This window comes from Calothrix sp. CBUCES-K 9914, from assembly GCF_059640475.1.
Map to the genome: position 1 here is coordinate 26,654 of NZ_JBXXZH010000001.1, position 16,053 is coordinate 42,706.

The 16,053-nt window shown below is 37.5% G+C and carries 12 protein-coding genes and 1 pseudogene; 4 read left to right on the forward strand and 9 right to left on the reverse strand.

Going from position 1 to position 16,053, the window contains the following annotated elements:
• Positions 1-36 precede the first annotated feature (36 nt).
• Positions 37-1,227 carry a response regulator gene (locus AC2JBO_RS00120; RefSeq protein WP_496951580.1) on the reverse strand — a complete coding sequence of 397 codons (1,191 nt, stop codon included), beginning with the start codon at positions 1,225-1,227 and terminating at the stop codon, positions 37-39.
• 374 nt (positions 1,228-1,601) lie between these two features.
• Between AC2JBO_RS00120 and AC2JBO_RS00125 the strand changes: the two genes are divergently transcribed.
• Positions 1,602-2,447: an RNA polymerase sigma factor gene (locus AC2JBO_RS00125; RefSeq protein WP_496951581.1), complete on the forward strand. Its 846-nt coding sequence runs from the start codon at positions 1,602-1,604 to the stop codon at positions 2,445-2,447.
• A 1,284-nt stretch (positions 2,448-3,731) separates the two neighbouring features.
• On the opposite strand, the gene AC2JBO_RS00130 is transcribed toward AC2JBO_RS00125, so the two are convergent.
• From AC2JBO_RS00130 to AC2JBO_RS00155, 6 genes are all read right to left on the reverse strand, one after another.
• Positions 3,732-3,953, reverse strand: a complete 222-nt coding sequence (locus AC2JBO_RS00130; RefSeq protein WP_496951582.1) for a hypothetical protein — start codon at positions 3,951-3,953, stop codon at positions 3,732-3,734.
• Positions 3,954-4,000: 47 nt separating this feature from the next.
• Positions 4,001-4,324: a hypothetical protein gene (locus AC2JBO_RS00135; RefSeq protein ID WP_496951583.1), complete on the reverse strand. Its 324-nt coding sequence runs from the start codon at positions 4,322-4,324 to the stop codon at positions 4,001-4,003.
• A 368-nt stretch (positions 4,325-4,692) separates the two neighbouring features.
• Positions 4,693-5,622, reverse strand: coding sequence for a lipase family protein (locus AC2JBO_RS00140; protein ID WP_496951584.1), 930 nt, complete (start codon positions 5,620-5,622; stop codon positions 4,693-4,695).
• Positions 5,623-5,941: 319 nt separating this feature from the next.
• Positions 5,942-7,540, reverse strand: a complete 1,599-nt coding sequence (locus tag AC2JBO_RS00145) for a tetratricopeptide repeat protein (protein ID WP_496951585.1) — start codon at positions 7,538-7,540, stop codon at positions 5,942-5,944.
• Positions 7,480-8,286, reverse strand: a complete 807-nt coding sequence (locus AC2JBO_RS00150) for an RNA polymerase sigma factor (protein WP_496951586.1) — start codon at positions 8,284-8,286, stop codon at positions 7,480-7,482. The genes AC2JBO_RS00145 and AC2JBO_RS00150 overlap by 61 nt, the downstream gene beginning before the upstream one ends.
• 576 nt (positions 8,287-8,862) lie before the next feature.
• Positions 8,863-9,093 carry a hypothetical protein gene (locus AC2JBO_RS00155; RefSeq protein ID WP_496951587.1) on the reverse strand — a complete coding sequence of 77 codons (231 nt, stop codon included), beginning with the start codon at positions 9,091-9,093 and terminating at the stop codon, positions 8,863-8,865.
• Positions 9,094-9,951: 858 nt separating this feature from the next.
• On the opposite strand from AC2JBO_RS00155, the gene AC2JBO_RS00160 reads away from it, so the two are divergent.
• Together AC2JBO_RS00160 and AC2JBO_RS00165 are read left to right on the forward strand one after the other, a co-directional pair.
• On the forward strand, positions 9,952-10,845 hold the full coding sequence (locus AC2JBO_RS00160; RefSeq protein WP_496951588.1) for a phosphatidylinositol-specific phospholipase C: 894 nt from the start codon (positions 9,952-9,954) through the stop codon (positions 10,843-10,845).
• A 706-nt stretch (positions 10,846-11,551) separates the two neighbouring features.
• Positions 11,552-13,024 (forward strand): DUF6765 family protein, encoded by a 1,473-nt coding sequence (locus AC2JBO_RS00165; protein WP_496951589.1) that lies wholly within the window; start codon positions 11,552-11,554, stop codon positions 13,022-13,024.
• 245 nt (positions 13,025-13,269) lie between these two features.
• Here the strand turns inward: AC2JBO_RS00165 and AC2JBO_RS00170 are convergent.
• Positions 13,270-13,680: pseudogene (locus tag AC2JBO_RS00170) on the reverse strand (ISLre2-like element ISCst1 family transposase); the annotation flags it as partial.
• Between the two features lie 587 nt (positions 13,681-14,267).
• Entirely contained in the window at positions 14,268-14,366 is a 99-nt protein-coding gene (locus AC2JBO_RS00175) for a SpvB/TcaC N-terminal domain-containing protein (RefSeq protein WP_496951640.1), read from the reverse strand.
• A 383-nt stretch (positions 14,367-14,749) separates the two neighbouring features.
• On the opposite strand from AC2JBO_RS00175, the gene AC2JBO_RS00180 reads away from it, so the two are divergent.
• Entirely contained in the window at positions 14,750-16,027 is a 1,278-nt protein-coding gene (locus AC2JBO_RS00180; protein ID WP_496951590.1) for a diaminopimelate decarboxylase, read from the forward strand.
• The last annotated feature ends 26 nt before the right edge of the window (positions 16,028-16,053 follow it).

The window sequence follows — 16,053 nt, forward strand, 5'->3', positions numbered from 1 at the left end:
CTTATTCGATTGAACTGATTCGATTTAACTAAATAATTAGGTTTGATTCGCTATAGATATTTGTTGAAACTGATAATTATCCTGTTGAATGTCTTTAATTTGGCGTATTGTAATTGAACACCCGTCCCCCAACTTAATGATAATCAAGTAGCACAATTCATCAATATTATTATTCCAATAAAATTCTTGCTCTAATGGTTCTCCTGTTTCCACTACCTCCACCAATAAATTAAATAATCTAGGAATAAGTTGATTAAGTAGTGTTTTCTGCATAGACTTACCCATTAAATCCTCTCGTTTGCCAACTAATTTAGCAAATGCGGGATTAACTACCAAATAGCGAAAGTCTTCTATCTCCCCTGTGGTAACATTCCTTACCGTCTGCATCGCTGCTATTCCATCCCTCGAACTGTTTAATACACTAGCAAGAAGCGCGCGGGATTGATAGAGAATTTCTGTGGTTTGTCGATGTTGCTCAATTTCAAGACGCAATTGGTGTTTTTGTTGCTGGATAGTTAGTTGACTTTGAATTCGCGCAATTACTTCTTGTGTCTCAAAAGGTTTTGTGATATAATCCACTCCCCCGACTTGAAAGGCATTAACTTTATCAATAACTTCGTCTAACGCGCTTAAAAAAATAATTGGTATTTCTGCGGTTTCAGCATCAGCTTTTAAAGCTTTACAGACTTGGTAGCCATTCATATCAGGCATATTAATATCAAGCAAAATAACATCGGGTGGGTTATGGCTGACTGTCCTTAACGCCATCTGACCGTTTGTAACGCTGCGAATTTTGTAACCTTGTTTAGTTAATATTTCTGTGAGAACCTTGAGGTTTTCGATTAGGTCATCAACGATTAATATATTGCCTTTACAGTTTGAATATTGACCGTCGCTTTCTTGGCTTTCCTCTAAGGTAATTTGTGTGCTGATTAGTTCTAAGACCAAGTAGCGAAAGTTATTCTTAGCTATTTTCTGACCAAGTAAGTCTGAAAGCCGTTGCCATAATTCATAAGCTAAGTCTTTAATATACCCCACACTCAAGTGTAAGTTGTCGGCAACTTTGTTATATGGTTCGTCGTTCCAAGCAGCTTCTAAGATTTCTTTTTCTACAAGTGTCAGATGTTTCCGTGTCTTGGCTTCTAGGGAAGCTTCTAACAGTTGGAGTGCTTTTTCAAAACTCATGGGTGGTTCTATACCATTTTTTAAGGATTTTGTAGTTTGCACCAAAAATCCTTTCGTATTATAAGCTACATCATGCCTTGTGGAAAGCGCGGTTCTTAGGAATCTTCTTCTTTAAGGGGGAAATAAGTATTAATTTTGCGTTCTGCACGGCGCCAGCTTGTATTTTATGCAAATATCCGACTCGATCCGACTTAAATATCCGACTTTTCCGACTACCATTTAAGTAAGAGTCAGTAATATTATATATACTTAGCGACTATAGCTTCTTGCTAATAGTCCAAATTTCACCGTCATAATAGACGGTCAAGTTTTTTGAACCTTGTTTATATTAAATTGCTTTTACCATTAGCTGATGCACTAGCTGTACATTCTGATTGTGAGCGCGCGTTTTTAATGTACTGAGTTATTTAAATCACATGCAATCAATTACCAAGAAAATTGACTCGCTCTCCGTAAACAAGCTTCAAACTGTAACTTTGTTAGAAGAGCAGCTACTATTAAAACGCTTTTCTCAAGGGCATAGCAGCGCTTTTTGGCAATTGTGGCAACACCACCAAGACTATTTATATTGTCGTTGCCTAACTTGGATGGGAGGTAACAAACAGAATGCTGAAGATGCATTTAGTCAAGTAACTCTCAAAGTCTGGGATAAATTACCTGAGTATGCCGAAAAAATTACGAATCTTAGAGCTTGGCTTACCCGGCTAACTCATAATCTCTGTGTGGATATACTTCGAGAGCATAGCAGAAGGGCAATCGCAATAGAAAGTATTGAGGAAATCGCTGCAATCGGAAACGAAGCGGTTAGCTGCTGCTTTAATCCTGAAGTAGCAATTTTAGATGATGAGTTAAGATTATATATTGACCGTGCTGTAAATTCTCTTTCTCCCAAACTACTCACTCCTTTTGTTCTGCATTACTATCATTATATTACATATAAAGATATTGCCCAAAAACTTGGAGTCTCGTTAGATAATGTTTATAAGCGCATCGAAATCGCGCGAAAAATTTTACAAAAGCGTTTGAGAAGGTATTTGTCAGGGCTGGATGATTCTGTGTTAGATTCTTCTAAGTCTTTTCGCAAAAAGCAGAAGGCTGTGGTGTACGATTTCCAACCAGACGAAACTATGATATGCAATCCTCAAGCAGCTATGGCTATGGGCAGTATAAATGAGACGATTAACTATGAGGTGACAGCAACATGCCTAGAAACGCTGCCCTATGCATGGTATCACTCACCCAGTTCTCTGGGGTGGAATTGAATGGCTCTTGCGTATTTAGCGTGCTAAATTTGTTTAAAAATAAGCTTGAACTCCTTGCTGGACAAGTATAACAGCATTATTTATCTGCCTTTTATGTCAGATTCCAAATTTAAGACTAATAAGTGCCTGTAAGCCTTGATATCAAAGCAAAGTAATCGAGTTTAATTAAAATTTAGCACGCTATTTACGGAAGAACCTTTTTCCACAGACTAATTCTCAATAGCTTTATATTAATGAGAAAGGCTAACGTAATAATCAAGGTTAAAGAAACCTTCAAAATGGCATTTTCCACATCCCATGAAAAGTCAGAATAGGAATGAGTGTTGACTTTGTTATAAATTACGCAAAAATTGTTCATACAAGTTTTGTGTTTAAAAGTAAAGCGTCAAAGTCAGTTTTGTACAAGCTTTGAGCGTTGGCACCAGAAGACACAGATTATGCATGAAAAATTATAGTCCAAAAACACTCAAAGTCAACACTCTAGTTTACTATGTTACCTTCCATTGGTAAGCTTGGCACATAAAGGATAAATTCAGTGTACAGACCTTTGAAATTAATGTACTAAATTTTACTTATTTTTTCAATACAACGATTAGTAATTGCTTTTAGTTTGATCTGATTTAACAAAATTGAATTGCTTCCAATAGCAGTTACAAAATGGGAGAACTAAATTCAAAATTCCTTCTACCACGAATTTGCAAAATTTAAATGAACCTCCGGTTGCGAAAGATACAATGGCAATTTGTACCTATCTACTTAACAATAAACGTTGTTTAGTTATAGTAATAGAGTGACTGACAAGGGCATTATCTACAAAATTATTTAGTAATACCAGCAAATTATCACCGCATTTTGATGCTACATTTTCTTGCTTGCTTACCCAATTGTATGTTGCGTAATCAAATCTAGCTTTTGTAGAAAGCAAAGGTGAAGAACAATCGCTCAATGTAGCCAACGCTTTTTTAATGCCTTTTGGGTCACCATTATAAGTCCCTTGTTATTGTAAAACTGTCCAGTCAGTGTTCTGGTGATTTTTTCTAAGTTGAAGTTAAAGCATCAATTATTTTACGAGGATTATTTTTACAAGACAAACTTCACAAAAAAGGGATGACCTAACGTTTTAACTTTGTTAAGTTCGCCCCAATCACTATTAGTACTCTTTGTATAGAAATCGACTTCAGAGCATTTATTGTTCATTGAGGAAAAAGTCATCCAACTGCTGGCTGTTGGACATTTATAAGTTAAGTTTATTTCGCTTCCTTGACAGGAATATTTTGCCCATAATTATTCGGCGCCAGAAACCTTACTATATGGTTGGTCTAAAAAAGTCGATCTGCCGAAAGTGGATGCTCCCCGTTGATTGTTTCCAGTCAAGATTTTAATTGGATCTGGAATAACATCTGAAATTATTTTTGAAAATCCAGCTACCATCGAAAAGCTACTTGGATCTCCTGAGTCATTTAAATCGGCTACACTTTGACCAGGCTTAAGTTGCTGCTGTCGCATAAAGGCAACGGCGCGAGTTATAAATTGACCTAAAGGTAGCGGTGCTATTAGGCTGCTTGAACTGGTATATGGGGCATTGAATATGGTGTATAAATGCCCGTGAGTACAAACAACTTTTTTGCTATTACTAATAGGTAATAAATATCCTCAGATAATTTGATTTTGTAACCTTGAGGATTTTTAATTTTGCCTAAGTCTTCTTTGATAATAGTCATATCGTGATTACCACGAACATAAGTTACATTACCTTCAAGAGCGGTTAAAACTTGACTTAGCTTTCCATTCGGACTAAAAAGATTGGGATTAGCATTGATTATTTCATCAAAACTCGGTGGTTCTCGATCTGGTGGATAAGTCCAAAAATCAACCACATCACCTAGAAAAATTAGTTATTTAATTGATTTAGCATTATTAATAATCCAATCAATAACAGTGATTAAATATGGTTCATGAACATCTTTTTAATACCAAACAGTTGAAGTATTATCACCAATATAAATATCACTCAAAACAACAACTTTATTTTTCATTGAACTCCGGTGCATAGAGAATTTAAGTGTGAAATGTACTAAAAAACGTGGATTGAATAAGCTGCAAAAAAATATTTTTTTAGGATGTATTAGCATAAATTACAGCACTATTTTTATGATGTAATAAACTTGCCATCTTACTACATAAAGAGTTGCAAGTTATTGAATCCACGTTTAGAAGTAGATAACTAATGAGAAAGGCAAGGATATTATGATTCTAAAGGTTCACGGTAAGTGTGCCATAGGTCGTGGTTTTTATTTTTATCTCCACAATCAATAGTAAATTTCACCAATTCTCCGTGATTTTCATATGTTTGACGATTCAAGAAGTGCGTTACCGAAGTTAAAGGGTTTAAAAAAATGTGTCCAAGTGTTGCAATACTCATCAAATTGTCAATTGGTATTGATGGCACTATATCTACAGTGTTAATTATTTGAAAGCATTTTATGCTCACGTCCTCAGAATTAAATGCCTCAGCAAATTGTTTGTTTCCTACTTTAGGTGACCCAAACGCGTATTGCACCATCTTAGGTCGCTGCTGTGGACTCATTGGCATAACAAAATTATTCATCACATCTAACATTGCAAGTGTACTCAAGGCTCCGCCTAAACTGTGTCCGGTAAAGTAAATCTCGCTGCACTGCGGACTAGCCTTCTGGTATTCATCCAATGTTTTCATTAAAGCTTCTCTAATAGTCTTATATATGCTATAGAATCCCCAATGAACTTTTCCTAAATCCTTGCCTTCCTTCAATTTGCAGGGTTCCATATCAGGATAAAAGTTGTTGTACCACTCGGATCCGTAGTCAGTTCCGCGAAATACAACATAAATACTTCCTTTCTTGTCTTTGTAAACATACCCAAATAGAGCGCTTATTGCATCCTTCCCATAGAAATAGTTGTATATTTCTGCTCCCAGATTGCCTGCGAATGGTGCATGTCCCCACAAAAATTTGCTTCCCTGTATTTCCTCTGGTATTTGCAATGCTGACTCTCTTCCCTTGCCTTCCCGTTTTACTTGCTCGTTGAGTTTACAAGCGTGACATACTAATTCTCTGCATAGTTTTGCCTTGTCTAAATTAAATTCTTTGTACTCAGCGTATTTTAACGGCTGCTTTATACTGGATGCCTGGGTCATATAATTTACTCCCTGTTGTTTACACTGCTGTCATGTTGTTTTCGTACTCGTCTGCTATCAAGGTTGATACAAACTTAGAGAAGCGAATTGATTTCTTATGGAAGTCAGGCACAAAAAGTAATCGCTTATTTATAAAAATGCGCCCTTTAAAGTGCTTTTAGTTTGCATTTTCAACTTTCGCCAGTATTTTTTCTGCTCTTCATTCTAAAGACAATTTCAGTAATCAATTTCTGAATTTTTTGAGTTAGATGTTTCTTTTCCTAGTTCAATGCACCCCACGAACCCAAGCTAAAGCACGAGAAGCCTTTCGCACGCTAAGTTACAACCGTTTCAAAGCTTCCTCAACCTCCCCACGAAAAGGATAGAGCAACTGTTGGCTCAAAGCACTTCGATAAGCCTGTATTACACCCGCCCCATCCCCCAATCCCAACAGCGCTCTCCCTTGCCAGTAAAAAGCCATTGCTGGGTCAAAATCCATTAGTTCCTGAGCTAACTGACAAGCCTCTTCCCACCACCGCCGACTCGCCCCATCATCACCTAGCAACCGATAACACTCTCCCAGCCACACCGCAGCAGACATTGATTGCAAATAACCTCCGTCTTTTGGTAACAAGTGCCATCCTTGCTGCAACGCCTCTAATGCTTCTGAGTGTTTAAGAGCCAGCACCAACACCCGCCCATGACGAAACCAGGCATCTGCCAACTGGGGCTGAAGTTCTGTTCCCCGCACAGAGATACTACACCCCTGTTCAATCTCCTGAAAATATTTCACCAGCACCTGCCCCGCTGTCGCCCAAACACTCCAGCGTTCAGGAAAACGCTCTAGGATCTCCTCTACTATTGCAGCAACAGCAGTATTTCCCCTCCCTTCTGCAAACTGAAATTCTGAGGGAGAAGTAACAGGTAAAATCTTGCATAACGCGTGATAGATTTCACAATCGGTAGGGTACAAACGGTAAGCTTTAAGCATCACAACAGCTGCCCTCTGACAATCTCCCGTATGGAACAAGCACCGCCCATAGTAATACCAACCGCTAGGATTATTCGGGTGTGACTCAGTAAACTGTTGCAACACTCCTACCCCTTTCGCCCACTCCCCTCGGTAAATGTGATAATACGTCAGCAAATCGTGAGCATCCGCTGCATTAGGTGCCAGTTTTAGAGCAGCACTAATCATCCGTTTAGTCTGCTTGCCCTCTTCACCCGATACCAATCTCATCCGACAACGATTAAAAGCTTGTCGTTTGAGTACCTGGAAATCATCAGGAGCTAAAGACACTGCTTGAGATAGGCGCCGTTGGGCTTCCCAAACATTACCTACCGCCAGACTCGAATCATAACTAGAAATTAATGCGACAATATCATCCGGTTTGAGTGACAAAACTTCATCAAAAGCTTCTAAAGCTGCAACTGCATTCTCTCTCTTCATCTGAACCTGCCCCAAAGCTAGCCAGTGAGCCGCATTGCTTTTTTCTAGGTCAATGGCAGACTCAAAAGCCGTAATTGCCCCCTGACTATTATCTTTACAAACAGCAATCAATCCAACTATATGCCGCCGAGTTGCCTGATTGCGTACCAAAGGCAAAGCATTCTCATAAACTGCTATTGCCTCAATCTCTTGTCCTATAATCTGTAAGATTTTCGCCAATTTCAGGCGTACCTCGATCAATTGGGGCTGCTGCTCAATCACTTGGCGATATGAGCCAACTGCCTCAGAAATGCAACCCATCTCACATAGCAAATTAGCCAACTCTAACCGTTTCTTCCATCCAGAAGAATACTGCTGCACATACTTACTTAATGTTTTCAGTTTTTGCTCATGTCGGGTTGACTTATCCTTCAAGACTAGGTTAATATTCAATTCCACCCCAGAAGACTGGGTAAATGATACCATGCATGAGGTAGTGTTTCTAGGCATGTTGCTGTCACCTGATAGTTAATCGTCTCATCTATACTCCCCATAGCCATAGGTGTTTGAGGATTGCATATCATAGTTTCATCGAATTGGAAATCCCACACCATAGCCTTCTGCTTTTTGCAAGATGACTCGGAGGAATCTAACACAGAATCATCTAACCCTGACAAATACCTTTTCATACGAAGACGTAGAATATCTCGCGCAATTTGGATGCGCTTGTAAACGTTATCTACAGAAAGTGCAAGTTGTTGGGCAATATCTTTGTACGAAATCTGCTGGTAGTAATGCAGGATAAAAGGAGTGCGTAATTTGGGAGAAAGAGAATCTACAGCACGGTCAATGTAACATCTTAACTCGTCATTTAAAATTGCTAGTTCAGGATCAAAACTACAGCTAACTGCTTCATTTCCTCTTGTAGCTATTTCTTCAATACTCTCCGTTGCTATTGCCCTTGTACGAGGTTCTCGAAGTATATCCACACAGAGATTATGAGTTAGCCGGGTAAGCCAAGCTCTGAGGTTTGTAATTTTTTCAGTATACTTTGGTAATTTATCCCAGGCTTTGAGAGTTGCTTGACTAAATGCATCTTCTGCATCATTCTTGTTACCTCCCATCCAAGTTAGGCAACGACAATGTAAATAGTCTTGGTGGTGTTTCCATAATTGCCAAAAAGCGCTGCAATGCCCTTGAGAAAGGCGTTTTAATAGTAGCTGCTCTTCTAACAAAGTTACATGATGCTTGTTCATGGGAAACGAGTTCATTTTCTTGGTATTTGTTTGCATCTGTCTAAAACGAGTTTTGATTAGATTCTCAGAATTCAAACCAAGTGCGGTTATGCGTTCAACTGATGTACTACTAACTAAAAAATAATTTATGAATTTACTTTATTGTTTTAAATATGTGCCATTTACTTGAGAGCAAATAATGACTCGAATTTTATCATCATCAATCGATAGAAAGCTTACCAGAACAATTTCTGCCTCAGCGTTATCTACGTAGATAATTTTTCGTTAATAAATTAATTTTGGCGATTGGGGTATGTGTTAACAAATTAATTAAGACTCATTCCCCTTTAGTTAATTAGCTTAAATCAATCAAGCTGCTTGATGTTTCAGTAAATATACTGAAGTTTAGTAAATATATATTTATTTAGCTAGAGTATATTTACTTATTTATGACAAATTGATTTTGCATATATTTTCTCAATGAGTCATATCACTTATGATGCGTCTAAATTTAACAAACAAAAGATAATTGTATACAGTCAGCTAGGGAGCATCCCTATGTTGCAAAATTAGTGCAAGCGTCCTGAAAACGCTACATTAATTGCCAAAGCCGCAGCATCTTACAGTAGCGGTAGTATTTGACCAAATAGTGCCTGATTGGGTTGCTGGGTTAAACGTCGCAGTATTGATACCTGGGAAAGCGCCTTCGATTCTTACGGTTCCATCAAGCTGACTCAAAACCAGAGTTTGAAACTCTAATGGTGTTATGGTTCCCTGTTGTTGCTTGGCAAACAAAACTTGTTGTGTAGCAAGTTCCTGCCTATCCACCCCGCGCTAACGTGCTAACCGTTCTTTGTCGCACATCCAAGCGATCGCGGCCAATTCGCAAGCGTCCACACCGTATTGCAACTTTCTGTCTTCTGCCTCCTGCCTTCCTCACCGTCTCTACATTCTTTGTAGGAGATGTCTAATTTACCGGAAAGATGAGAAGAAGCGCAGAGGAATAAAACCATTTCGGTCTATTGACTTTTCGTTCTGTTGTTAAACAAACCCTATCTTGGTGACCAAGAAAAGCAATTCACTGCTAAAAGATATCAACAAATTCAGTATATTTACGTATACAAATATAATTTATATGATATAAGCTATTACTTAGCAAGTAACTCCATATCTTTACTAGTTCTGGAGTACTTCACATTTGAAAACCTAGGCTTACGGTGTTCTAAATAGAATTTTTATGCCCTAAAACAGTGAACAGTTATCAGGTGTATAGTGGCGAATTTAAAGCAACCACCAAAACTTTTCACCAAATGGTGCGGGACTTAAACCCAGTAATGAAACTAATAACTCCCGGTTCGCTCATTTTTTTCAGAGTTAGAGAAATTGCTAAAAAACATATAAATCTAGATGACATAAGGGTTTTGGTTATTTTTATAATTTTCCTCAAACGAGCATGTCACTCTAAAAACTCTATTTTATGCTCTCGCATAACTCAAGCTGGAGCAGTAAGCTTTCGTTGGAGTCTAAAACTCTGGTTAAATCGTTCGGCTTTTTTCTAACTCGATTTTAAATGGGCGAACCGTGAGTAATAACTGATGGTTGTTAAAAGTTAAAAGGAATATGAACACCTTAGTAACCTATCGACACGAGGATTACTTGTATTTTTTTGTTTTTTAGGAAGAATGTATGATGAATAAAGGGATGTCATTATCTGGATGGATGAGTGAATTACCAGATACTTTGAAGCTTTCTCAAATTTCAATTCCCGGAACACACAATAGTTGTGCAATTCATAAAGGAAAACTAAAAGTAGGACTGACAAATGCTAAATGTCAAAATCTTTTATTAAAAGAGCAGCTCAATGCTGGTGTTCGTTTTCTTGATATACGTGGTAGACATATCCATGAGTCGCTTGCAATTCATCATGGTCAAGTTTTTCAGGAGCTATACTTGAATAATGTGGTTAGTGATTGTAAGGATTTCTTACAATGCAACAAAAATGAATGTATTATCATTTTGCTAAAAAAAGAACATGATTCTCAACCTAATAACAATGAAGATACTTATGAGAAAACTTTTGATAAGTATGTAAGTGATGCTCCCAGCTTATGGTATTTGGAATCTGAAATACCTACACTTGGGAAAGTTAGGGGTAAAATTGTGTTAATTCGTCGTTTTTCATCAAAATCCGTTAAGGGTATTGATGCAACGTATTGGGAAGACGATAAAACATTTAGTTGCGGTAAGTTGCAAATACAAGACCAATACAATATTAAGCCAATTAGTCTGAGTGTCAGTGATAAAAAGAAATGGATAAAGGCTCATCTCGAAACAGCTAAAACAGGAGCATCAGATTCTTGGTATATAAATTACACAAGTGCTGCTGGTATTAGATCTCCAAAGGCGATCGCGAAGGACATTAATCCTTGGCTATCCGGTATCTTAAAGCAAAGAGATTTGGAGTCAAGGCTAGGAACAATATTAATGGATTTTCCCGATATTGAACCAAATTTGATTAACCAAATAATTTCGTTTAATCAATCACTGAAAGCTCCAAAGTTTGCTAAATCTAGAGCCTGACTAGTAAACGTCACTGTACCAAAACGGGCTAATTGTATGCTAAGGCTGAAACTATTGTAGGGTAAGCTTTTCAAGAAGTGCTTTCTCCCATCAAATTGGTGAAAGAACTCTGGGGGGTGACGAAAACCTCTGAACCTAAGATACAGCAATGGTTTTAAGCGCGCGTGCCATAAAAAGATAAACACCATTTTCGGGCTTTATTGATTCTATTATCAATACACTTCGTACAAAAGTCTTATTTTTCGTTGGACTTGGTTCTAAATTTACTTTTATCTTTTTAGCGGTCACTCTTCTATAACCCTTGCTGCATAAGGCTTTGAAGCTAGATTGTCACCCCTTCAGGAAAGAACTATAAAGTTTGTTATGGATGATGAAGGGAAAGTTTCTTTTGGGTCAAACTTCTTCAAATTAGCTCTATCTCAAGCCCTAAAAAACTTTCAGGGATTGGGTTTTCCCAAAGTGACAAAAGAGGGCTAATTGGCGAAGGTATTGCTAAGTAGTTACGCAAAATTAAATATATGTTGTCCACAGTATACCCCAAGGGTTTGAGCGTGTCGCAACGTATAAATATTTTTGCGTACCCACTTAATGGAACGAATTAGGAAGAAAGCTTCTAAATCAATAAATTCAGAGATTGACGACTGAAATCGTCTTTAGAGGTGTAAGTACAAAAGCAGAAGTAACTTGTTACAAAAAGGAAAATATCATGGATCAAGATTTTCACTATTATGGCACTTACTATGCGGCAAGAGTCGGCGGTAATTATAGTCAAAAGGAAGCAACAATTATTGCTAAAGCCTCTAATTTTATTGATTTTTTGAGCAATGAAAAATATGCCGGATATTGGCATATCGTAAGCAATACGCAAAAATGTTCAGACAAACATGATTATAATGTTATTGCTAAAGTAGAAACTCCTCGTTACACATTTCAAGGTACATTAAGCACCGGAGTCAGTGGAAGCAGTGGCTTATGGTCATCATTTCATTTTTTACCTGGAAATTATAATGATCCCCCCAACACACCTAAAAAGATCGATGTACATGGGAAAGATGTTGCAGAGTTATTACCCAACCATCAGGTACGGGAAATAGATACTAACTCAATTGATTCAAACATTGGAAAGTTACTCAATCGACCACAAAGTGCTTTGTCACGAGCATTGATCAAAGATACAATTCACTGTCTCAATGATTCAACACGTTTGGAAAAAATTATTGTAAGATCTGCTGGCGGAAAAGTTTTATTAGAAAAGGAAAATAAAGAACATATTCTGAAACGTTTTGGATTGCTTTTATTAGGGGTTAGGGCTCATGTGATAGCAGATACTTGGGCTCATCAGGATTGGTGTGGTGTTAATCATGAAATAAACACCTATTGGAACATTCAGGACAGGGAAAATTCTGGTTTAAATTATTTCCGCCAAAAGATACGACAAAAGATACGAAACATTGAATATCAAGATACTAGCCAGAAATGGAAAAAAGTCGCCCTTTCGTCTTTTAACTTTCTTTCGTCTAAAATTTCGTTTCTCAACGGAAATTTGGAATCCGCTCCAGCTGAGGTCTGTATAGGGCATGGATGGATGGGACATTTTCCTGATTATAGCTTCGTTAAATATCGTTATAAACCTTTCTGGATTCCAATAAGCGCGCACGCATTAGAGCGTGATAATCCCACTGAATACAACTATGCATTTCTTGAGTTATGTAGCTTATTTTCTCAAGCAAATGGCAGTAAGTTTCAGCCCGAAAATGAAAAGAGTGAACTAGCCGCCGCACAAAAGGCAATTTCTTCGCCAGTTGAGATTGCAGATAAAAATAATTGCCCCCGCGTCTACTCTGCTAATAAATGGATAGAAGAAATGGATAAGGTGCAGATTCAAGCCCCCATCGATCTAATCGATCCTAAAAAAGAACCTGATGAAAAAACAGTGTTGAGTGGTCAGATTGACTATATCTCATGCTTACTTGATCCTTTTGGAAGTAGTCGCTACGGTACTTTCTACATTAACCTTGCCAGCGATCTGTACCTTTTTCAAATTGCAGCTGACTATCAATTCCATTTTGTGAAAAATTGGACTAAAACTCATAAAATAGGACCCGATAATTTGTTTGAAGATAGTTGGTCTATACAACTAGGACCTCTCTCCAATCAGATTTCAGAGATTTTGATTTAACAACAGTACTTATAAGCAAAACTTATAGGTATAAAAATCAAAGGACAAATGTCGGTTAATTAACAGATTGTTTGTCACTTTAGCAGATTAATGTTGCCTTCTCATAAACGGCTAAAGTCAGGTCTGCTCAAAGAGTTGTAATTTTTTTGAGCATTCCTCACATGGTGCCGACTTACTTAGTTATCTTTATTACCTTCAAGTCGTGATTATTCTGAAATTTTAGAAAGAGGTTACTAAGAAATTAGCTTTAAAAATGGATAAAAACCTTGATTATCCGATTTATTCTTCTCCTTTCTTTTGGCTCTCCGAATTTCGTTCATTGTAGCTACATATGGTAAAAAGAGAGTTACCAAAACATTTCCAACTGTTAAGATTTTTCTTCAACGATAACCATGTTTTTGTGTTTTAAACTGCCACCAATCTTGAGTTTGAATCAGTGCCGCATCTAAAGCTTCTTGATACTAAAAAAGATTATGCAATAATATCGCAATATATTGCCCAGCTCGTGCGAGTGCAGCCTCTCTAATTTCTTTTTCACGAGCTTTTAAAATCCGACCATCCCATCCCTTAACATCATTCAATTCTAAAAGTTTCGTTACCGAATCTTGAAAATCTTGCAAGAATTTGCTTAAATTTAAAGTAAAATATATATATATATTTTGTCATTAATCGGCACAACCCGAGTTATTAAACTATTGCTACTCGGTAATCCTACCTTTTGTATCTACATTTTAAGAAAGCAATGGCTATAAGAATCATATAAGCTAATAACCATCGTATTTTTAGGCTTATAATTTTTATCAATAGGTGTCCGCACGCTCGGTATGGCGTAGCCATACCTTCTCTTTTCGGTGACTGTTTAGTATTTATATATTAGTTTTCTAGATTGATGTAATTAAATATTTTTTGTTTATATAGTTAAATAATTTTATATTGAGAATGATTAAGTATTAATACTACTCATCTTGTATTAAATAGAATTTTGTACTGAGAAGAAGTTTTTAAGTAGTCAGACAAAATTAATTACACAAAATAGGACTTGAATCCCAAGTCGGTGCCTAGAAACAAACATGTAATTATTTTTGTCCACGTACTTATATCCCACATTCCGCACTTCAGAATGTCGTATAATATATTACAAAATTACTTAGGAATGGCAGTCAATAAAAATACTTAATATCTTTTGTTGATGACAAGATTCTCGCCTTATCTGTTTTGCCAAAAATACTCGTTACATTAATCTTTACTGAATCATCCGCCAATACGAGTCACCCGTTTGCTGGTTAATCCAGCGTTCGATTTTGGTAAACAATTCTTCGACTCGCGGACGATAAACAATGATTTTATTAGGTTTTTACAGCCACCTCGGTGCAATACCATAAGATGTCTGATTAGAGAACTTAAATGTTAACTTAGGGCAGTTAGTGCTAGTTCAACAGAGTTGTCAGCGCCATCAGCCTTCAATATGCCAGTTTAATCTGGCAAGTTGTTGTATAGCTTAGTACTTTTACTGAAAATCGTCCAACCAGAGCCTACCTGCCATCATTGAATATTAGGTATTATATTTTATACAAAGCTCAGTAATAATGCTGTTTTAGTAACTATTAATACTCAATAAAATGTTGATAGCATCGGCAGTGTTTGCAACACTTGAGTTAGGGCATTGATGCCGTTAATGATCAAAAAGCTTGGAAAATTGCCTTCTAGAAAAAAGAGTATTCAAAAATGATTACAACCCGTTCTCATATACAACCCCACTGGAGCGCATCAGAGCAAAAAGTTTTTCAACAGTGGTGGTGGCAACGAGAGGATCTACGTTACGTTGAGGGTCATCTCTTTTTAGAAGAGCAAAACCTTCACTCCTTAGCCTGTTCAGCTGGGTCACCATGCTATGTTTACAACAGCTCTCGCATCAAGCAGAATATCGGGAGGATACACTCGGCGCTCGAATCTGCTTCCTTAGGCCACCGCATCTTTTACGCCATCAAGGCTAACCGCAACTCTGCACTGCTGACTTATATACGAAGTCTTGGGTTGACTGGCATTGATTGCTGTTCTCCGAATGAACTTCTTTTAGGAAGGCAAGTTGGCTTTTTAGAAGAAGAAATAAGTTACACCGGGACATCGGTTTCTGATGAAGACTTAGCAGTCCTTGCAAGGCATCCTGGCATTTTTATTAACTGCGACTCTTTAAGCCAGATTCGCCGCCTGGGACGTTTAGCTCCTGGATGCAAAATCGGCATCCGTATTAACACGAATATAGGATTAAGCTATAGTAATAATCCACAACTACAATTTTCAGGAGACAAGACAACAAAATTTGGCATCTATAAGGACTCTTTTCTCGAAGCACTGCAACTTGCTGCCAAGTATGAATTAAATGTTATAGGAATTCACTGTCAATCAGGTTCTGGCTTTTTGAATAATCAACTTTCTGTGTTTGAAATGCTGCTTAATGAGATTAGCTGGTTTGTTGACCAGATTGAAAACCTTAAGTATGTTAACCTTGGTGGTGGGCTTGGAGTTCCTTTAGTCAAGGACGATTCTCCCCTTGAGCTTGAATTATGGGCAAGATTAATTGCTAAGTATTTTGGATTTAGAAACATAGAAATTTTTGTTGAGCCAGGTGACTACATCGTAAAAGATGCTGGGGTTCTTTTATTACAAGTCACTACGATTGAGCGCAAACAAGATAAAACTTTTGTTTACGTGAATGGTGGCTGCAACCTCAATCCAGAGCCTGCATTTTATCAACGTTCTCTTGAAGTAGTTCCAGTAGTTCTACAGGGAAGGGATATAAATTCACGTTCGGATTGGATGCAAGTCTCTATTGCAGGCAATATTAATGAAGCTATCGATATGTTTGCAGAGAATGTCTATCTTCCTCCCCTCCGAGAAGGTAACTACCTTGCCTTTCTCAATGCTGGTGGTTACGGTTCTTCTGTGAGTTCTAATCACTGTATGCGAGGGAACTTTACAGAGTACCTTATTTATAAGAAGTAAAGTTGAATTACTTTGTTTATTTTGAA